Annotated in this window: 17 protein-coding genes; 9 read left to right on the plus strand and 8 right to left on the minus strand. The window is 54.9% G+C overall.

What is annotated here, in order from left to right:
* Window positions 1-1,743, minus strand: coding sequence for a class I mannose-6-phosphate isomerase (locus F8561_RS23345; RefSeq protein WP_151888025.1), 1,743 nt, complete (start codon window positions 1,741-1,743; stop codon window positions 1-3).
* Between the two features lie 188 nt (window positions 1,744-1,931).
* On the opposite strand from F8561_RS23345, the gene F8561_RS23350 reads away from it, so the two are divergent.
* The 8 genes from F8561_RS23350 (at window position 1,932) to folA (ending at window position 12,200) form a co-directional block, all read left to right on the plus strand.
* Window positions 1,932-2,939 carry a LacI family DNA-binding transcriptional regulator gene (locus F8561_RS23350; RefSeq protein WP_020882554.1) on the plus strand — a complete coding sequence of 336 codons (1,008 nt, stop codon included), beginning with the start codon at window positions 1,932-1,934 and terminating at the stop codon, window positions 2,937-2,939.
* A gap of 133 nt (window positions 2,940-3,072) precedes the next feature.
* Window positions 3,073-3,894, plus strand: a complete 822-nt coding sequence (gene dapB, locus F8561_RS23355; protein WP_050737504.1) for a 4-hydroxy-tetrahydrodipicolinate reductase — start codon at window positions 3,073-3,075, stop codon at window positions 3,892-3,894.
* A 454-nt stretch (window positions 3,895-4,348) separates the two neighbouring features.
* Window positions 4,349-5,497 (plus strand): glutamine-hydrolyzing carbamoyl-phosphate synthase small subunit, encoded by a 1,149-nt coding sequence (carA, locus tag F8561_RS23360; protein WP_020882556.1) that lies wholly within the window; start codon window positions 4,349-4,351, stop codon window positions 5,495-5,497.
* 18 nt (window positions 5,498-5,515) lie between these two features.
* Entirely contained in the window at window positions 5,516-8,740 is a 3,225-nt protein-coding gene (gene carB / locus F8561_RS23365; RefSeq protein WP_014168589.1) for a carbamoyl-phosphate synthase large subunit, read from the plus strand.
* A 138-nt stretch (window positions 8,741-8,878) separates the two neighbouring features.
* Complete coding sequence (locus F8561_RS23370; RefSeq protein ID WP_151888026.1) at window positions 8,879-9,112, plus strand: YgdI/YgdR family lipoprotein; 234 nt, start codon at window positions 8,879-8,881, stop codon at window positions 9,110-9,112.
* A gap of 105 nt (window positions 9,113-9,217) precedes the next feature.
* Window positions 9,218-9,748, plus strand: a complete 531-nt coding sequence (gene kefF, locus F8561_RS23375) for a glutathione-regulated potassium-efflux system oxidoreductase KefF (protein WP_020882557.1) — start codon at window positions 9,218-9,220, stop codon at window positions 9,746-9,748.
* On the plus strand, window positions 9,741-11,606 hold the full coding sequence (gene kefC / locus F8561_RS23380; protein ID WP_040018605.1) for a glutathione-regulated potassium-efflux system protein KefC: 1,866 nt from the start codon (window positions 9,741-9,743) through the stop codon (window positions 11,604-11,606). The genes kefF and kefC overlap by 8 nt, the downstream gene beginning before the upstream one ends.
* A gap of 114 nt (window positions 11,607-11,720) precedes the next feature.
* A complete protein-coding gene (folA, locus tag F8561_RS23385) occupies window positions 11,721-12,200 on the plus strand; it encodes a type 3 dihydrofolate reductase (RefSeq protein WP_008502023.1) in 480 nt (159 codons plus the stop codon).
* A gap of 39 nt (window positions 12,201-12,239) precedes the next feature.
* Here folA and apaH read toward each other — a convergent pair whose 3' ends face one another.
* From apaH to lptD, 6 genes are read right to left on the minus strand one after another with little or no spacing between them, the layout of a single operon-like run.
* On the minus strand, window positions 12,240-13,088 hold the full coding sequence (gene apaH / locus F8561_RS23390) for a bis(5'-nucleosyl)-tetraphosphatase (symmetrical) ApaH (protein ID WP_014168593.1): 849 nt from the start codon (window positions 13,086-13,088) through the stop codon (window positions 12,240-12,242).
* A 4-nt stretch (window positions 13,089-13,092) separates the two neighbouring features.
* Window positions 13,093-13,470 (minus strand): Co2+/Mg2+ efflux protein ApaG, encoded by a 378-nt coding sequence (gene apaG, locus F8561_RS23395; RefSeq protein WP_014168594.1) that lies wholly within the window; start codon window positions 13,468-13,470, stop codon window positions 13,093-13,095.
* 3 nt (window positions 13,471-13,473) lie between these two features.
* Window positions 13,474-14,295, minus strand: a complete 822-nt coding sequence (rsmA, locus tag F8561_RS23400) for a 16S rRNA (adenine(1518)-N(6)/adenine(1519)-N(6))-dimethyltransferase RsmA (protein WP_014168595.1) — start codon at window positions 14,293-14,295, stop codon at window positions 13,474-13,476.
* Window positions 14,292-15,278 (minus strand): 4-hydroxythreonine-4-phosphate dehydrogenase PdxA, encoded by a 987-nt coding sequence (gene pdxA / locus F8561_RS23405; protein WP_020882559.1) that lies wholly within the window; start codon window positions 15,276-15,278, stop codon window positions 14,292-14,294. The genes rsmA and pdxA overlap by 4 nt, the downstream gene beginning before the upstream one ends.
* Window positions 15,278-16,564, minus strand: a complete 1,287-nt coding sequence (gene surA, locus F8561_RS23410) for a peptidylprolyl isomerase SurA (protein ID WP_014168597.1) — start codon at window positions 16,562-16,564, stop codon at window positions 15,278-15,280. Before surA ends, pdxA begins: the two co-directional genes overlap by 1 nt.
* A gap of 53 nt (window positions 16,565-16,617) precedes the next feature.
* On the minus strand, window positions 16,618-18,969 hold the full coding sequence (lptD, locus tag F8561_RS23415; protein ID WP_151888027.1) for an LPS assembly protein LptD: 2,352 nt from the start codon (window positions 18,967-18,969) through the stop codon (window positions 16,618-16,620).
* Between the two features lie 239 nt (window positions 18,970-19,208).
* On the opposite strand from lptD, the gene djlA reads away from it, so the two are divergent.
* The gene (gene djlA, locus F8561_RS23420; protein ID WP_014168599.1) at window positions 19,209-20,024 is read left to right on the plus strand and encodes a co-chaperone DjlA; all 816 of its coding nucleotides are present in this window, start codon (window positions 19,209-19,211) and stop codon (window positions 20,022-20,024) included.
* A 30-nt stretch (window positions 20,025-20,054) separates the two neighbouring features.
* Here the strand turns inward: djlA and rluA are convergent, their stop codons facing one another.
* Window positions 20,055-20,714: a bifunctional tRNA pseudouridine(32) synthase/23S rRNA pseudouridine(746) synthase RluA gene (gene rluA, locus F8561_RS23425; RefSeq protein ID WP_014168600.1), complete on the minus strand. Its 660-nt coding sequence runs from the start codon at window positions 20,712-20,714 to the stop codon at window positions 20,055-20,057.
* Window positions 20,715-20,718: the final 4 nt, after the last annotated feature.

The raw sequence follows: 20,718 nt of genomic DNA on the forward strand, positions 1-20,718 counted from the left end.
TTAACCTCTTACCCAGGCTTTAATGGTGGCAATGGATTTACCGCAGCTCGGCCCTGACGGAGAAATACGGTATTCGCCTGCGTCAGCGGGGACGATAAACGTTTCTGCGTAGTGCACGACGAACGGGGCGAATGCGCCGCCGGGGCTGTCTACCGTCGCCTCTTCACCTTCAACAAGATTAAGGACATTCACGCCTCCGTGGGGGGAGTGCGTCACCGGTTCACTGAACCAGTGGCGACGCGTTTCGATAAATTCACGTTCGTGAAGCCCGGTCCGCTCTTCGCGCCAGCCGGTGCCTTCGCCGAGGGGTTCACACTGATTCACAAGATGCTGTTCGACCCACTGCGTATCGCGTTGCCAGTCGATCACCTTTTCGCCATGCGCCAGATGAACCGGGCGGGGCTGCCCATCCATTCCCAGTCGTCCCCAGTCCCAGAGCTTGAAGGTGAAAATGTATGGCGTGGCGCTGATCTCAAGTACCACGGTTCCTGCTCCAGAACAGTGAACTGTACCGGCGGGGATCAAAAAATGATCGTGCTTGTTCGCCGCAAAATGATTGACGAAGCGGGCGTCGTCGAACGGCTTTTCACCGCGGCTGGCCCGTCTGAGGTCGTCCATCATCTCTTCGGGCCGGGTACCCGTTCGGGTCCCCAGATACACCTGAGCCCCTGGCTCTGCCTCAAGGATGTAATAGCTCTCATCCTGGGTGTAATGCATACCAAAATGCTGCTGTATGTACTCCGTGGTCGGATGCACCTGAAAACTCAGGTTCTGCCCGCCGAGGGTATCTAGCAGGTCAAAGCGGATGGGAAATTCCGCGCCAAAACGGGCATGCACTTTTTCACCCAGCAGCGCCCGGGGGTGCAGCAGCACCAAATCCTGAGAGGGGATCTCGATCCGCACCGCGCCGTAACGAAGCAACAGGCTGTTTTCCTCGGGCACGCAGTCAAAACACCATGCGTAGTTAGGCGCAGAGGGATCGAGATCGAATTTCTGTTTCATCCATTGTCCGCCCCAGACGCCGGGGTCGAAAAAGGGCACTACACGAAAAGGACGTTGGGTGGTATGTTGCAACCCGGCGCGCAGCGCATCGCCGCCGACCATCGCCGGATTATCCGCCTGGGTGGTATCCAGGAGAAAATCAGTACGCCGTAGCAGCGGGGTTTTGTGACGATCGAATACGCGCCATTCAATGAAAAAGGCGCGTTTGTAGCGACGCAGAATATCCTCGTGTTGGTTCGCCGCGCCCCAGTTAGCCAGTTCACCGCTGCGCATGCGCTGCTGGATCTCCCAGCGCGGTAAATCGGCGTAGACCAGAATATCGCCTGCATTAACCAGCGCGGCACCCGGCCCGTAAATAACGATTATCCCTTCGCGGCACCGTTCGACCTGCGCCTGCAACGCCTCGCGTTTCACCGGGTCAATGAATTCGTCGAGCTGGTGGCAGGAGAGCACGCCGAAGACGCGGTCGTCAGTGAGATGTCGGGCCAGCAACCGGCTTAAAGCGTGTTCGTCGAGACGCATCCGTTCGGCATTGAGCGTCAGCGTGGCCCCCAATGCTGGCAGCAGTTTTGTCTCCAGTTCCTCCAGCCTGACGCCGGGGTAGCAGTCAATGACCAGCACGGTTCGTGTATATTGACCCGCTCTGCGGGTAAGCTCGCGCACAATCGCGTCCCAGCCCTGCCAGGCACAATCGTCATACCCCTCTACTGCGACTTCCGGGAATTTATCGTAAGTTGCCATCTTTTCTCTCCGTCTTCGTTGCTTAAGGTTATTCGATTAACCTTGTTTGGGAAGGGTGATTAACGCGATTAACCCGCCAGTTCTGGCGATAAGTGGCGAAAAGGCGGCCATTATGTGAAGAGGCTCACGCGCAAAAGTGCAAAATTGAGGTTATTCGATTAATCTGATGTGAACGACAAGGAGCGATCATGACGGGTATCACGCTGGCTGATGTGGCAAAACGCGCCGGGGTTTCAACCGCCACCGTATCAATGGTGCTGTGTAATAAAGGGCGGATCTCGCAACGGACCCGGGAGCGCGTACTTCAGGCGCTGGATGAATCGGGCTATGTTTACAATCAGACGGCAGCCAACCTGCGAAACCGCAGCAGTAATCAGGTGGGGCTCCTGTTGCATGACATCACGAACCCTTTTTATGGCGAAATGACGGCAGGTCTAAGCCATGAGATGGAACGCCACGACCTTCTGCTGTTTCTGGCAAACAGCGAAGAGTCGTCCGAGCGACAGCAAAAGTTTGTGGATTCGCTGATGCGTAACAACGTCTGTGGCATGGTGCTGTGTGCCGCGCGAGAAACCCCGCAGGCCTTTTTCGATGGTCTTAAGCGACGCAATATTCCGGCAATTATGGTCGTGCGACCGCTAAACGATCCGGACTTTGATTTTGTGGGAACCGATAACTTCCTTGGCACCCAAATGGCGACAGAGCATCTACTGAGGATGGGGCATCGTCAGATTGCCTTTATCGGCGGTAGCCTGAATTCGGGGTCTCGCGCTCAGCGTATCGGCGGATTTACCAGTAAATTACTGGAGTATGGTGTGACGCCGAATCCCGAATGGATCGTCACCTCACAGGCAAGCCAGAGTGATGGCGCACGCGTGGCGGAAGCGTTGTTGATGAACCATCCGCAGATTACCGCGGCAGTGTGTTACCAGGACATTGTTGCCCTTGGCGTTATGCAGTGTTTACGCAAAATGGGACGCGAGCCGGGACGTCATTTTGCCCTGGTGGGCTTTGACGATATTACCGAGGCCGGGCTGGTACAGCCTGCACTGACTACCGTCTCCGTTGCCGCGAAGGAGATAGGGCGTAAGGCCGGCGAGCTGCTTTTCAGCCGGATACAGGGGAACCGGGAGCCGGCGAAACGCATTATTTTACCGCCCGCGCTGGTGGTCCGCGAATCGTGCGGTTTTCGCTGAAGATTATGCCTTTTGCTGATATTTCTTCCTGTTTATCATTAAATTCTAATTATCGTCGTTTTCAGTTGGCAGCATCTGCAAAGGCTGGTTAATCTGAAAACGGTTTACATCATTTTAACGTAAGAGAATAACTATGCATGATGCACAGATCCGTGTCGCCATTGCGGGCGCGGGTGGACGTATGGGTCGCCAGCTGATTCAGGCGGCACTACAGATGGATGGCGTGGCACTGGGCGCGGCGCTGGAGCGTGACGGCTCATCGTTGCTTGGCGCTGACGCGGGTGAGCTGGCGGGCGCGGGTAAGACAGGCGTTACCGTGCAGAGCAGCCTGGAGGCGGTAAAAGATGACTTTGATGTGTTCATCGATTTTACCCGTCCGGAAGGCACGCTCACGCATCTGGCATTTTGCCGTCAGCACGGTAAAGGAATGGTGATCGGCACCACCGGTTTTGATGATGCCGGGAAGCAGGCCATTCAGGATGCCTCACACGAGATTGCGATTGTCTTCGCCGCAAACTTTAGCGTGGGGGTGAACGTCATGCTGAAGCTGCTGGAGAAGGCAGCGAAGGTCATGGGCAGTTATACCGACATTGAGATTGTTGAAGCGCACCATCGTTATAAAGTCGACGCGCCATCCGGTACGGCGCTGGCGATGGGGGAAGCGATTGCTCATGCACTGGATAAAGATTTGAAAGACTGCGCGGTCTACGCCCGTGAAGGGCACACCGGTGAACGTGTTCCCGGCACGATTGGTTTTGCTACCGTCCGCGCGGGCGATATCGTCGGCGAACATACGGCGATGTTCGCCGATATTGGGGAACGCGTCGAGATTACGCATAAGGCATCCAGCCGGATGACGTTTGCAAATGGCGCTGTACGCTCCGCCTTGTGGTTAAAAGGCAAGAAAGAGGGTCTTTTTGATATGCGAGATGTGCTCGATCTCAACAATTTGTAACCGTTATTACCCATCGTGATGTGGTTATTGCAGTCGTAATGCTTTGATTGCATAGGGCAATATTTTATTGCCCTTTTATTTTATGTGTTTCATAGTAATTTTATTAATTTGCACACTAAAGTTCATCTCTTCCATGTGTTTTGTGTTATCTGAATGTAAATTTTGACCGTCTGGTCCACTTTTTGATGCCACGAAGCGTTCTTTCCCATTAAACTTGCCGCGCAAGCGTTTCCCGCAGTGATTTACCTGATCTTTTTGCCGCTTAAGCTCTCCTGGCTCTCTCAGGCTCGCAAAAGAATATGACAAATCTCCGTTTTAAGTTGACTTTTAGCCACCAAATCCCCAGAATGCCGCCGTTTGCCAAAAATCCGCTGGCAACACATTTGCATTGATTCATGACGCGGTTATGAATTAATATGCAAATAAAGTGAGTGAATATTCTCTGGAGGGTGTTTTGATTAAGTCAGCGCTATTGGTTCTGGAAGACGGAACCCAGTTTATCGGTCGGGCCATAGGGGCAACGGGTTCGGCGGTTGGGGAAGTCGTTTTCAATACTTCAATGACCGGTTATCAAGAAATCCTCACTGATCCTTCCTATTCTCGCCAAATCGTTACTCTTACTTATCCTCATATCGGCAATGTCGGCACCAATGCTGCTGACGAAGAATCCTCTCAGGTACATGCGCAAGGCCTGGTCATTCGCGACCTGCCGCTGATTGCCAGCAACTACCGCAATACCGAGGACCTCTCTTCCTACCTGAAGCGCCATAACATCGTGGCGATTGCTGATATCGATACCCGTAAGCTGACGCGTCTGCTGCGCGAGAAGGGTGCACAAAACGGTTGTATCATCGCAGGGGATAACCTCGATGCAGCCCTGGCGCTGGAAAAAGCGAAAGCTTTCCCGGGTCTGAACGGCATGGACCTGGCGAAAGAAGTGACCACAGCAGAAGCCTATAGCTGGACGCAGGGAAGCTGGACGCTGGCGGGAGACCTGCCGGAAGCGAAAAAAGAGAGCGACCTGCCATTCCACGTGGTGGCGTACGATTTTGGTGCCAAGCGCAACATCCTGCGTATGCTGGTCGACCGCGGCTGCCGCCTGACGGTTGTCCCGGCGAAAACCTCTGCTGAAGAGGTACTGAAGATGAATCCGGACGGTATTTTCCTGTCCAACGGTCCTGGCGACCCGGCACCGTGCGATTACGCTATCGACGCCATCAAATCCTTCCTGGAAACCGATATCCCGGTATTCGGCATCTGTCTGGGTCATCAGCTGCTGGCGCTGGCGAGCGGTGCCAACACCGTGAAGATGAAGTTCGGTCACCACGGTGGGAACCACCCGGTGAAAGATATCGATAACAACACGGTAATGATTACGGCACAGAACCACGGCTTCGCAGTGGATGAGGCGTCAATGCCGGCTAACCTGCGCGTGACCCACAAGTCTCTGTTCGATGGCACCCTGCAGGGGATTCATCGTACCGATAAGCCAGCGTTCAGCTTCCAGGGTCACCCTGAAGCCAGCCCGGGCCCGCACGATGCCGCGCCGCTGTTCGATCATTTCATCGAACTTATTGAGCAATACCGTAAGACCGCTAAATAATCAGGAGCCGAGAAGACCATGCCAAAACGTACAGACATAAAAAGCATCCTGATCCTTGGCGCTGGCCCGATTGTGATCGGCCAGGCCTGCGAATTCGACTACTCCGGTGCCCAGGCGTGTAAAGCCCTGCGCGAAGAGGGTTACCGCGTTATTCTGGTGAACTCTAACCCGGCCACCATTATGACCGACCCGGAAATGGCTGATGCAACCTACATCGAGCCGATTCACTGGGAAGTGGTACGCAAAATCATCGAAAAAGAGCGTCCGGACGCGGTTCTGCCTACCATGGGCGGCCAGACGGCGCTGAACTGTGCGCTGGAGCTGGAACGTCAGGGCGTGCTGGAAGAGTTCGGCGTGACCATGATTGGTGCGACAGCCGATGCCATTGATAAAGCTGAAGACCGCCGTCGCTTCGACGTGGCGATGAAGAAAATCGGCCTCGACACCGCGCGTTCCGGTATTGCACATACCATGGAAGAAGCGCTGGCCGTGGCGGCTGACGTTGGTTATCCGTGCATTATCCGTCCATCCTTCACCATGGGTGGCACCGGCGGCGGTATTGCCTACAACCGCGAAGAGTTCGAAGAGATTTGTGAACGCGGTCTGGATCTCTCCCCCACCAAAGAGCTGCTGATTGATGAATCGCTGATTGGCTGGAAAGAGTACGAGATGGAAGTGGTGCGTGATAAAAACGACAACTGCATCATCGTCTGCTCCATCGAAAACTTCGATGCGATGGGTATCCACACCGGCGACTCCATCACCGTAGCGCCAGCCCAGACGCTGACCGACAAAGAGTATCAAATCATGCGTAACGCCTCGATGGCGGTACTGCGTGAAATCGGCGTAGAAACGGGTGGCTCTAACGTTCAGTTTGCGGTGAACCCGAAAAACGGTCGCCTGATTGTTATCGAAATGAACCCGCGTGTTTCTCGCTCCTCCGCGCTGGCCTCGAAAGCCACCGGCTTCCCGATTGCGAAAGTGGCCGCGAAACTGGCGGTAGGATATACCCTCGATGAGCTGATGAACGACATCACCGGTGGCCGCACTCCAGCGTCCTTCGAGCCGTCCATCGACTACGTTGTGACCAAGATCCCTCGCTTTAACTTCGAGAAGTTCGCCGGCGCAAACGACCGTCTGACCACGCAGATGAAATCTGTTGGCGAAGTGATGGCGATTGGGCGTACTCAGCAGGAATCCCTGCAGAAAGCGCTGCGTGGCCTGGAAGTGGGGGCCACGGGTTTTGACCCGAAAGTGAGTCTGGAAGACCCTGAAGCGCTGACCAAAATTCGCCGCGAGCTGAAAGACGCAGGCGCAGAGCGTATCTGGTACATCGCCGATGCGTTCCGTGCGGGCCTCTCTGTTGATGGCGTGTTCAACCTGACCAACATCGACCGCTGGTTCCTGGTGCAGATTGAAGAGCTGGTACGTCTGGAAGAAAGAGTCGCGGACCTGGGCATCAATGGCCTGGACGCTGACTTCCTGCGCGTACTGAAGCGTAAAGGCTTCGCCGATGCGCGTCTGGCCAAACTGGCGGGCGTACGTGAAGCGGAAATCCGCAAGCTGCGTGACCAGTATGACCTGCACCCGGTCTACAAACGCGTGGATACCTGTGCAGCGGAGTTTGCGACCGACACCGCTTACATGTACTCCACGTATGAAGATGAGTGTGAAGCGAACCCGTCCGTCGACCGCGACAAGATTATGGTGCTGGGCGGCGGTCCTAACCGTATCGGCCAGGGCATCGAGTTTGACTACTGCTGCGTTCACGCCTCCCTGGCACTGCGCGAAGACGGTTACGAGACCATCATGGTCAACTGTAACCCGGAAACCGTGTCGACCGACTACGATACCTCCGACCGCCTCTACTTTGAGCCGGTAACGCTGGAAGATGTGCTGGAAATCGTGCGTATCGAGAAGCCTAAAGGCGTTATCGTGCAATACGGTGGCCAGACCCCACTGAAACTGGCGCGCGCACTGGAAGCCGCTGGTGTGCCGGTAATCGGTACCAGCCCGGATGCAATCGACCGTGCAGAAGACCGTGAGCGTTTCCAGCAGGCGGTTGACCGTCTGAAGCTGAAACAGCCGGCCAATGCCACCGTCACCGCTATCGAGATGGCTGTTGAGAAGGCGAAAGAGATTGGCTACCCGCTGGTGGTACGTCCTTCGTACGTGCTGGGCGGCCGCGCGATGGAAATCGTCTACGACGAAGCTGACCTGCGTCGCTACTTCCAGACGGCAGTGAGCGTGTCCAACGATGCGCCGGTTCTGCTCGACCGTTTCCTCGACGATGCCGTTGAAGTGGATGTGGATGCCATCTGTGACGGCGAAATGGTGCTGATTGGCGGTATCATGGAGCACATCGAACAGGCAGGCGTTCACTCCGGTGACTCCGCATGTTCCCTGCCAGCGTACACCCTGAGCCAGGAAATTCAGGACGTGATGCGCCAGCAGGTGCAGAAGCTGGCCTTCGAACTGCAGGTTCGCGGTCTGATGAATGTCCAGTTCGCTGTCAAAGACAACGAAGTCTACCTGATTGAAGTGAACCCGCGTGCAGCACGTACCGTACCGTTCGTCTCCAAAGCTACCGGTGTTCCGCTGGCGAAAGTGGCGGCGCGCGTGATGGCGGGCCAGACGCTGGCACAGCAGGGCGTGACGAAAGAAATTATCCCACCGTACTACTCGGTGAAAGAAGTGGTACTGCCGTTCAACAAATTCCCGGGCGTCGACCCGCTGTTGGGGCCAGAAATGCGTTCTACCGGGGAAGTGATGGGCGTGGGCCGCACCTTCGCAGAAGCGTTCGCGAAGGCGCAGTTAGGCAGTAACTCCACCATGAAAAAATCTGGCCGTGCGCTGCTCTCTGTTCGCGAAGGTGATAAAGAGCGCGTGGTTGACCTGGCGGCTAAGCTGCTAAAACAGGGCTTCGAGCTGGATGCAACCCACGGCACGGCCATTGTGCTGGGTGAAGCGGGCATTAATCCGCGTCTGGTGAACAAGGTGCATGAAGGTCGTCCGCACATTCAGGATCGCATCAAGAATGGCGAATACACCTACATCATTAACACCACCGCAGGTCGTCAGGCGATTGAAGACTCCAAGCTGATTCGCCGCAGCGCGCTGCAGTACAAAGTGCATTACGACACTACCCTGAACGGTGGTTTCGCCACCGCGATGGCACTGAACGCTGATGCCACCGAGAAGGTGATTTCCGTTCAGGAAATGCACGCTCAGATTAACAAGTAAGCCAACATACCCGGCAGTATTCGCTGCCGGGTATTATTCCTACCTTCAGAACCTTCTGGTTTTCCAACCGCATTCAGTCAGTTAGCCTAAAATAGTTAGGTCGATAACGAAATTCAACTGAGAGCAGGGGAAAACACCATGCAAAATAAACTTCTGATCGCGTCCGTTCTGGCTGCCACCGCCATGTTTACCATTGCGGGCTGTTCATCCAATCAGGCAGTAAAAACCACGGATGGCCGTACGATAGTGACTGACGGTAAGCCGCAGGTCGATGATGACACCGGTCTGGTTTCCTATAAAAACGCCGAAACGGGTCAAACTGAACAGATCAACCGTGACCAGGTGAAATCCATGGGCGAACTGGATAACTAGTTCAGATTTCTGACGTTAGCCCGTCAATAATATTCACTATTAGCCTGTTGAATTACTGACTACACTCTTTTGGTAAAAGAAGGCAGTAAAACAACAGGCTAATTAATGATTCTGATAATTTACGCACATCCGTATCCGCATCACTCGCATGCAAATAAACGGATGCTTGAGCAGGTAAGGACGCTTGATAACGTAGAGATACGTTCCCTCTATCAACTATATCCCGATTTTAATATCGATATCGCCGCCGAACAGGAGGCGCTCTCTCGTGCCGATTTAATTATCTGGCAGCATCCGATGCAATGGTACAGCACCCCTCCGCTCCTCAAACTGTGGATCGATAAAGTCTTTTCCCACGGCTGGGCGTATGGCCACAACGGTCACGCGCTTAAAGGTAAAAGCCTGATGTGGGCCGTGACCACCGGCGGGGGAGAAAGCCACTTCGATATTGGTGCTTTCCCGGGCTTTGAGGTGCTGTCACAGCCGCTGCAGGCGACGGCGCTCTATTGTGGGCTGAACTGGCTCCCTCCTTTTGCGATGCACTGTACGTTCGTTTGCGATGATGAGACGTTGCAGGCGCAGGCACGCCATTATAAACAACGGTTACTTGAGTGGCAGGAGGCGAACAATGGATAGCCATACGCTGATACAGGCGCTGATTTACCTCGGCGCGGCTGCGCTGATTGTACCCGTGGCGGTACGTCTGGGACTGGGTTCGGTGCTGGGTTACCTCATTGCCGGCTGTGTCATTGGACCGTGGGGCTTCCGTCTGGTGACTGATGCCGAGGCGATTCTCCATTTCGCTGAGATCGGCGTCGTGCTGATGCTGTTTGTAATTGGCCTGGAGCTGGATCCCCGGCGGTTATGGAAACTGCGCGCTTCGGTATTTGGTGGGGGAGCGTTGCAGATGGTGGCCTGTGGTCTGCTGCTGGGTGGGTTCTGTATCCTGCTGGGCATGGACTGGAAAGTCGCGACACTCATCGGCCTGACGCTGGCACTCTCTTCTACGGCCATTGCCATGCAGGCAATGAACGAGCGCAACCTGACGGTCTCTCAGATGGGGCGCAGCGCGTTTTCGGTGCTGCTGTTCCAGGATATTGCAGCCATCCCGCTGGTGGCGATGATCCCGCTGCTGGCCGCAAGCGGTGCCTCAACGACCATGGGAGCTTTTGCGCTTTCCGCGCTGAAAGTGGTTGGTGCCCTGGCGCTGGTTATTCTGCTTGGCCGCTACGTGACCCGACCACTGCTGCGCTTTGTCGCTCGCTCCGGCCTGCGTGAAGTTTTCAGTGCCGTTGCGCTGTTCCTGGTGTTTGGCTTTGGTTTGCTGCTCGAGGAAGCCGGCTTATCGATGGCTATGGGGGCGTTCCTGGCAGGGGTGCTGCTGGCCAGTTCTGAATATCGCCATGCGCTGGAAAGTGATATCGAGCCGTTTAAGGGATTATTGCTGGGGCTGTTTTTCATCGGCGTGGGGATGTCTATCGACTTTGGCACGCTGGTAACGCATCCGCTGCGGATCCTCATCCTGCTGGTCGGTTTCCTGGTCATTAAGATGGGCATGTTGTGGCTGATAGCGCGTCCATTAAAGGTGCCCAACAAGCAGCGTCGTTGGTTTGCCGTACTGCTGGGGCAGGGGAGTGAGTTTGCATTCGTGGTCTTTGGCGCGGCGCAGATGGCCAACGTACTGGATGCTGAGTGGGCGAAAGCGCTGACGCTTGCCGTCGCACTGTCGATGGCCGCAACGCCTGTTCTGCTGGTGGTGCTGGCGCGTCTGGAAAAAACGGGGAGCGAGCAAGAACGCGAAGCCGACGAGATCGACGAGGAGCAGCCACGGGTGATCATCGCCGGATTTGGTCGCTTCGGGCAGATCGTGGGCCGTTTGCTGTTGTCGAGCGGGGTCAAAATGGTGATCCTCGACCACGATCCCGACCATGTTGAGACCCTGCGGAAATTCGACATGAAAGTGTTTTACGGGGATGCAACGCGTGTCGATCTGCTGGAGTCCGCCGGGGCGGCGAAAGCCGAAGTGTTGATTAACGCAATCGACGATCCGGAGACCAGCATGCAGATGGTGGAGCTGGTCAAGGAACACTTCCCCGAGCTGACCATTATCTCTCGCGCCCGCGATGTGGATCACTACATCCGGCTGCGTCAGGCAGGTGTGGAGGCGCCAGAGCGTGAAACGTTCGAAGGTGCGCTCAAGTCTGGCCGGATGGCGCTGGAAAATCTGGGGCTAGGTGCCTATGAAGCCCGTGAACGTGCGGACCTGTTCCGCCGCTTTAACACCGAGATGGTGGAAGAGATGGTGGCGATGGCGGGCAGCACAGCCACCGAGCGTGCAGCGGTGTTTAAACGCACCAGCGCGATGCTGACGGAAATCATTAACGAGGACCGCAATCACCTGTCGCTTATCCAGCGTCACGGCTGGCAGGGCACGGAAGAGGGCAAGCATACCGGCGATCCGGCGGACGAACCGGAGAGTAAACCTTCCGCGTGAAGTGGAGTTGCCAGCAATATTAAAAAATTTCTCTATCTTTACTCAGCCGCCAGTCGACGAAAGATTAAGCTTTCCGTATAGTGGCGGCAATTTTTTGCATCCGGGAAATTTTCAATGATCAGTCTGATTGCAGCGCTGGCGGTGGACCGTGTTATCGGTATGGAAAATGCCATGCCGTGGAACCTGCCTGCCGATCTCGCATGGTTTAAACGTACTACGTTAAACAAGCCGGTAGTGATGGGCCGCCTGACTTGGGAGTCGATTGGTCGTCCATTACCGGGCCGTAAAAATATCGTTATCAGTAGCCAGCCTGGCACTGACGATCGCGTCGAATGGGTGAAGTCCGTAGACGAGGCCATTGCCGCATGCGGTAATGCCGAAGAGATCATGGTGATTGGCGGTGGGCGTGTGTACGAACAGTTCCTGCCGAAAGCACAGAAGCTGTATCTGACCCATATTGATGCGGAAGTGGAAGGGGATACGCATTTCCCGGACTACGATCCTGATGAGTGGGAATCTGTCTTCAGTGAATTCCACGACGCGGATGCGCAGAACTCCCACAGCTACTGCTTCGAAATTCTGGAACGTCGCTAAGTGAATGTCCCTCTCCCGTCCGGGGGAGGGAAATCATCATCAGGAGGCAACGGCCTCGTCTTCCCCTAAGTCCAGCTGTCGGTTGGATGGCTGAACAAAGTACGTTTTATCTTCCCAGCGCAAGCAGGTTAACTCTCCACCCCAGCAGCAGCCGGTATCGAGACCGTAGATCCCCTCCGGTGTACCTTTCCCTTCAAGCGACGCCCAGTGGCCAAACACCACGTTATAGGCGTTGGTCACCGGACCGGGAATGGCAAACCACGGTTTAAGAGGCGCAGGTGCGCTTTCCGGTGTCTCTTTGCAATACATATCCAGCTGCCCGTTCGGGAAGCAAAAACGCATGCGGGTGAAAGCGTTCGTAATAAAGCGCAGGCGGGCCAGACCGCTAAGATCTTCGCTCCAGTGATTCGGCATATCGCCGTACATCGCGTCGAGGAAGAAAGGATACGAGTCGCTTGCCAGCACCGCTTCAACGTCACGCGCACAGGTTTTCGCCGTCTCAAGATCCCACTGAGGGGTGATCCCGGCATGCGCCATGACCAGTTTTTTCTCTTCATCGATCTGCAGCAGCGGCTGGCGGCGTAGCCAGTTGATGAGAACATCCGCGTCCGGGGCATCCAGCAAAGGCGAGAGACGATCTTTGGGTTTGTTGCGACTGATCCCGGCAAAGACGGCCAGCAAATGCAGATCGTGATTGCCCAGTACCATGCGCACGCTGTCGCCCAGTGATTTGACGAAGCGTAGAACGTCCAGCGAGCCAGGGCCACGCGCCACTAAATCGCCCGTCAGCCAGAGCGTATCTTGTCCAGGCGTAAAGTCGACCTGTTTTAACAATGCGATCAGTTCATCGTAGCAACCGTGAACGTCGCCAATCAGATATGTAGACATTAGATTAATGAATGAGTGTTGTAACGGCGAGACGGAACACAGGAATAGCAACGCGGAACACATTGCCATCGACGTCGACCATTTCGTAATGGCCCTGCATGGTGCCCAGCGGCGTTTCGATCACGGCACCGCTGGTATATTGATACTCTTCGCCAGGGTCGATGTGGGGCTGTTCACCAACCACACCTTCACCCTGAACTTCGATTTCGCGGCCGTTGCCGTTGGTGATAAGCCAGTAGCGCCCAAGCAGTTGCACAGGCATCCGCCCCAGATTGCGAATGGTCACGGTGTAAGCGAAGACAAAACGTTCTTCATCCGGTGAGGACTGGGATTCAACATAAACGCTTTGTACATGGACACATACGCGGGGCGAATCAATCATGGCTTAACTCTCCTTCGGCGGCGCATTTTCGCTGATGTAATTAGCCAGCTTGCAGTACTGTTCTACGGAAATATTTTCTGCACGCATTGCCGGGTCAATACCCAACTCAGTCAGCACTTCAACGGTAAACAGATTGCCCAGGCTGTTACGGATCGTTTTACGGCGCTGGTTAAACGCTTCCGTAGTAATGCGGCTCAGCACGCGCAGGTCTTTCACCGGGTACGGCATTATTTTATGCGGTACAAGGCGCACTACCGCAGAGTCCACTTTTGGTGGCGGCGTAAAGGCGGTTGGCGGTACTTCGAGCACCGGGATCACGTTGCAGAAATATTGCGCCATCACGCTCAAACGACCATACGCTTTACTGTTCGGCCCTGCAACCAGACGGTTAACCACCTCTTTTTGCAACATGAAGTGCATGTCGGCAATGGCATCAGTATAGCTAAACAGGTGGAACATTAGCGGTGTGGAAATGTTGTACGGCAGGTTACCGAACACGCGCAGCGGTTGGCCCATTTTTTCCGACAGCTCACCAAAGTTCATGGTCATGGCATCCTGCTGATAAATCGTCAGCTTTGGCCCCAGGAACGGGTGAGTTTGCAGGCGTGCGGCGAGATCGCGGTCGAGTTCGATAACGGTCAGTTCGTCCAGGCGTTCGCCTACGGGTTCAGTCAGAGCGGCAAGACCCGGGCCGATTTCGACCATAGCCTGACCTTTCTGCGGATTAATGGCAGACACGATACTGTCGATCACGAACTGATCGTTGAGGAAGTTTTGCCCGAAGCGTTTTCGGGCTAAGTGGCCCTGATGGACTCGATTAGTCATTGAGTATTAACAATCATTTTGATGGCGAGATTAAGCGCCGTAATAAAACTGCCGACATCCGCTTTCCCCTGGCCTGCCAGATCCAGCGCAGTACCGTGGTCAACGGACGTTCGAATAAAAGGTAAACCGAGGGTGATATTCACCCCGCGGCCAAAGCCCTGGTATTTTAGCACGGGCAGGCCTTGATCGTGGTACATCGCGAGCACGGCGTCCGCATTATCCAGGTATTTTGGCTGGAAAAGGGTATCGGCAGGCAACGGCCCGCTTAAGTTCATCCCTTTTGCCCGCATTTCTTCAAGCACCGGAATAATGGTGTCGATCTCTTCGGTTCCCATATGTCCGCCTTCACCGGCGTGCGGGTTCAGCCCGCAGACCAGCACATGCGGCTGTTTGATGCCGAATTTGGTTTGCAGGTCGTGATGCAGGATCCCAATGATCTCCCGTAAAAGAGACGGAGTAATGGCATCCGGAATGGCCCTGATGGGCAAATGGGTCGTCACGAGGGCAACGCGCATTGCTTCTGTCGCCAGCATCATGACCACTTTCGGGCTGTGCGAGCGCTCTTCAAAGAACTCCGTGTGCCCGGTAAACGGTATCCCCGCCTCGTTGATAACGCCTTTGTGCACGGGACCGGTGATCAGGGCGGCAAATTCGCCCTTCAGGCAACCGTCGCAGGCACGCGCCAGCGTCTCTACAACATAGTGGCCGTTTTCGGTACTGAGCTGACCCGGGATGACGGGAGTACGAAGTGGAACAGGAAGAAGCGTAAGCGTGCCGGCTTGCTGTGGTGCAGGCTGCTGGCCTTCAACGTAGGGGATGAGCGTTAAAGGCAGACCGAGCAGCGTTGCCCGGTCTTGTAACAGTGTTGCATCAGCGCAGACAACCAGTTCCACCGGCCAGCTGCGCTGGGCGAGCTGGACAACGAGGTCAGGCCCAATCCCGGCAGGTTCGCCGGGAGTGATCACAACACGATGCTGTTTCATTAGTTGCTCAGTACTTTCACATAAGCGCTGGCGCGTTGTTCCTGCATCCAGGTTGCTGCTTCTTCAGAGAACTTACGGTTAAACAGCATGCGGTAGGCTCTGTCTTTCTGCGCCGCGTCCGTTTTATCAACATTGCGGGTATCCAACAGTTCGATCAGATGCCAGCCGAAGGAGGAGTGCACCGGGGCGCTCATCTGGCCTTTGTTCAGCTTCATCAGTGCGTCACGGAACGCAGGATCGTAGATATCCGCGGCCGCCCAGCCCAGATCGCCGCCCTGATTAGCAGAGCCGGGATCCTGAGAGAACTCTTTCGCGGCATTCGCAAACGAGGTTTTCCCGCTCTTGATGTCTGCAGCAATCTGTTGCAGTTTCACGCGCGCCTGATCGTCAGTCATGATAGGTGACGGCTTGAGGAGAATATGGCGAGCGTGAACTTCGGTAACCGAAATGTTCTGACTCTGACCGCGCAGATCGTTCACTTTCAGGATGTGGAAGCCCACGCCTGAACGGATGGGACCCACGATGTCACCTTTCTTCGCCGTGCTCAGCGCCTGAGCAAAGATGGAAGGCAGCTCCTGGATACGTCCCCAGCCCATCTGGCCGCCTTTCAGCGCCTGTTGGTCAGCGGAGTAGGTGATGGCCAGTTTGCCAAAGTCACCGCCGTTACGTGCCTGCTCGACAATCGAACGCGCCTGGCTTTCAGCTTCCGCAGCCTGGTCGGAGGTTGGGTTCTCTGGCAGCGGGATCAGAATGTGGCTCAGGTTCAGTTCGGTGCTGGCGTCATTCTGGTTACCCACCTGTTTTGCCAGCGCGTCCACTTCCTGAGGCAGGATCGTGACGCGACGACGGACTTCATTGTTGCGCACTTCCGAAATCAGCATCTCTTTACGGATCTGATTACGGTACGTTGCATAGCTGATGCCATCATAGGCCAGACGGCTGCGCATCTGGTCCAGGCTCATGTTGTTCTGCTTCGCGATGTTAGCAATGGCCTGATCGAGCTGCTCGTCAGTGACCTTCACACCCATTTTCTGACCCATTTGCAGGACAATCTGATCCATGATCAGACGTTCCAGGATCTGGTGGCGCAGGGTAGCGTCATCCGGAAGTTGCTGACCTGCTTCACCCGAATTGAGCTTCACAGATTTCATCAAACCGTCAACGTCGCTTTCGAGCACGACGCCGTTGTTAACCACAGCGGCGACCTTATCAACAACCTGGGGGGCCGCGAAGCTGGTATTCGCAACCATAGCGACACCGAGCAGCAGCGTTTTCCAGTTCTTCATACTTTTTCCATTTCAATTAACCGCAAAGCGGATTACGTTGCAAATTAAGCACATTACAAGGAACTGCGGTACGGCAGAATGTTCGAGCGCAGCATCTGCTGCGTGCCCAGGCCGTAGTTGGAGCTCAGGCCGCGCAGTTCGACATTAAAGCCAATCACGTTATCGTATTTGCCCTGTTCATTCTTGGTATCCCAGCCGTTAAGCTTACGTTCGTAACCGACACGCAGCGCGTAGCAGCAGGAGTTATATTGCAGACCAACCATCTGGTCAGCAGGTTTACTGGTGTTGGTGTCAAAGTAGTAAGCACCGACGATTGACCAGCGATCGGCGATTGGCCAGCTCGCTGCGCCACCCACCTGCGAGATGCCGTCTTTGTACTGATCCGTATTCGCATAGTTTGGCAACGTGGCCTGAATATATTCCGGGCTGGCGTAACGATAGGTCAACTGCAGCATACGGTCTTCATCACGACGGTATTCAATCGCCGCACTGCTTGTCGCGACGTTGTTGAGACGCGTATCGTACTGCACACCCCCACGTAAACCCCAGCGATCGGTCATACGCCAGTAAGTATCACCCGCCCACACCAGAGAACCCGTTTTGTTGTCTTTCTCCCAGTTAATGTCGTCATCACCGGTCCGGGACTCGGTGAAATAGTAGATTTGACCAACAGAAACGTTAAAACGTTCAACGGCGGCATCATCATAAACGCGCGTTGTGACGCCGGTCGTTAACTGGTTTGCTGACGCAATACGGTCGAGGCCACCGTAGGTACGGTCGCGGAACAGACCGCTGTAGTCAGACTGCAGGAATGAGGAGTCATAGTTCTGAATGTTGCTCTGATCGCGATACGGGACGTACAGATACTGCATACGTGGCTCAAGCGTCTGGGTATAACCCTCCGCCAGAAGACCCATATCGCGTTCGAAGATCAGTTTGCCGTCCATTTTGAACTGCGGCAGGACGCGGTTCACGGATTCTTCGAGATCGGTACCGTAACGGTTGTTATACCAGTCGAGATTCTTCTGCTGGTAATGGGTGGCCATCAGTTTGGCCTCGGTATTCAGGCTCGACCAGTCATTTGACACCGGCAAATTGATGGTTGGTTCGAGGTGAACACGCGTGGATTCCGGCATATCCGAGTTGGTGTTAACGAAGTGCACGGCCTGGGCGTACACGTGGGTGTCAAACGGACCAACATCGTTCTGGTACCAGTTAACGTCCAGCTGCGGTTCTGCACCGTAAGTACTTGTGTTCTGGCTGCTAAAGACCTGGAATTGCTTGGTAGAGACCGTAGCGTCGAAGTTCTCAATAGCGTATCCCACGCTGAATTTCTGCGTGGCGTAGCCATCGGTACTGGACCCGTATTTGGAGTCAAAGTCGTTGAAATAGTAAGGGTCGCTGACTTTGGTGTAGTCGACGTTAAACCGCCAGACCTGGTCCATCACCCCGGCATGTTTCCAGTAGAACAACCAGCGGTGTTTATCACCTTCTGTTGGATGTTCATCCTGGAAGACTTTATCCGACGGCAGATAATCCAGTTCCATCAGGCCAGCGCCCGCCTGTGTCAGGTAGCGGAACTCGTTTTCCCACATAATGTTGCCGCGCTTATGGATATAGTGCGGCGTGATCGTGGCGTCCATGTTGGGCGCGATGTTCCAGTAATACGGCAGATAGAACTCAAAGTAGTTCGTGGTGCTGTATTTGGCATTCGGGATCAGGAAACCTGAGCGGCGTTTGTCACCCACAGGAAGCTGCAGATAAGGGCTGTAGAAAACGGGTACCGGACCGAGCTTGAAGCGGGCGTTCCAGATCTCGGCAACCTGCTCTTCACGGTCATGGATGACTTCACTTCCGACCACGCTCCAGGTATTAGACCCGGGCAGACAGGACGTGAAGGAGCCGTTTTCCAGAATCGTATAGCGGTTTTCGCCGCGCTGTTTCATCAGGTCTGCATCACCGCGCCCCTGGCGACCTACCATCTGGTAATCACCTTCCCAGACGTTAGTGTCTTTGGTATTCAGGTTTGACCAGGCTTTCGGACCTTTCAGGATGACCTGATTGTCGTCATAGTGCACATTACCCAGCGCATCCACCGTTCGTACCGGCTCGGCCGCACCTTCCGGCTGCTTCTGGTGTAATTGCACTTCATCTGCCTGCAGACGGCTGTTGCCCTGGTTAATATCCACATTGCCAGTAAATGTCGCATTGTCAGGATATGTGCCTTTAGAGCTATCGGCAGTAATGGTTACCGGCAAGCTATTCGTATCGCCCTTTACCAGTGGACGATTATAACTTGGGACGCCAAGCATACACTGCGAGGCGAGATCGGCCGCCAGTCCCTGTTGGCTGTACAGGGCGGTGCCAATCATTGTGGCCAGGAGGGTGGGGATACGTTTTTTCATACGTTGTATTTTATTGTTCCGTCATCAGTGGCTACGGCTTACAAACGTTCAGAGACTATCTTACTCATCAGCGCAGTACCAGCGTTAATCCTGCCCGTTTGCGCGCCAGAGTGTTAGGCTCGCTATCGAATGACGAGTATGATAAAGCAAATTATAGGCGATGTCCTTCAATTGACCGTGGCTTGAACACTGTGATGATGACGTTGCGTCGGCCAGGAACATGACTAACCGGGGAGTATATGCAGTATTGGGGTAAAATAATCGGCGTTGCGTTCGCCATCATCATGGGTGCCGGGTTCTGGGGGATCGTACTGGGGCTTATTATCGGCCATATGTTTGATAAGGCTCGCAGCCGCAAAATGGCCTGGTTTGCCAATCAGCGTGAGCGTCAGTCCCTCTTTTTCTCCACCACGTTTGAGGTGATGGGGCACTTAACCAAATCAAAAGGGCGTGTGACGGAAGCCGATATTCAGATAGCCAGCGTCTTTATGGACCGCATGAATCTGCATGGTGACTCCCGTCTCGCGGCACAAAATGCGTTTCGCATCGGTAAAGCGGATAATTATCCGCTGCGCGATAAAATGCGTCAGTTCCGCAGCATCTGCTTCGGCCGTTTTGATTTAATTCGGATGTTTCTGGAGATCCAAATCCAGGCGGCGTTTGCCGATGGTTCACTTCATCCGAATGAACGCGATGTTTTATACGTTATTGCGGAAGAACTGGGCATCTCCCGTATGCAGTTCGACCAGTTCCTGCGCATGATGCAGGGCGGTGCGCAGTTTGGCGGCGGCTATCACCAGCAGTCCTCTGGCGGTGCCTGGCAGCAGGCGCAGCGGGGTCCGACGCTGGAGGATGCCTGTAACGTGCTGGGGGTGAAGCCATCGGACGATGTGACCACCATCAAGCGTGCCTATCGTAAGCTGATGAGTGAGCACCACCCGGACAAACTGGTCGCGAAAGGCTTACCGCCGGAGATGATGGAGATGGCGAAGCAAAAAGCGCAGGAAATTCAGAAAGCGTACGAGTTGATTAAAGAGAAGAAAAGTTTCAAATAAAAAAGGCCCGACACTGTCGGGCCTTTTTTTTTAGAAGTCGACTGGGGCTTTAAACGTCATTGCATTGCCAAAAACCGGATGGGTGATGGTGAGCGTCTGCGCATGCAGCTGCAGGCGTGGCGCCAGCGCCAGTGCATCGGGCGGCGCGTAAAATCTGTCCCCCAGTATCGGGTGCCCCAGCGCAAGCATATGGACACGCAGCTGGTGCGAGCGCCCGGTAATCGGTTTAAGCAGTACGCGCGCAGTGTTATCTGGCGCGTACTCCAGCACTTCATACTCGGTTTGTGCTGCTTTGCCGGTTTCGTAACAGACCTTTTGTTTTGGTCGGTTCGGCCAGTCGCAGATCAGCGGTAAATCCACCAGCCCTTCCGCCGGCTGAGGATGCCCCCAGACACGTGCGACATACTGCTTTTTCGGCTCGCGATCGCGGAACTGGCGTTTCAGCTCGCGTTCCGCCGCTTTATTCAGCGCCACTACAATCACACCGCTGGTGGCCATGTCCAGACGATGGACAGACTCCGCCTGAGGATAATCACGCTGAATACGCGTCATCACACTGTCTTTGTGCTCATCCAGACGCCCTGGCACGGACAACAAGCCGCTGGGCTTGTTGACCACCATAATGTGCTCATCCTGATAAAGCACCACCAGCCAGGGATCCTGAGGTGGATTGTAAGGCTCCATCACCATCTTG

Source organism: Enterobacter sp. 198 (assembly GCF_009025585.1).
GTDB lineage: Bacteria > Pseudomonadota > Gammaproteobacteria > Enterobacterales > Enterobacteriaceae > Enterobacter > Enterobacter ludwigii.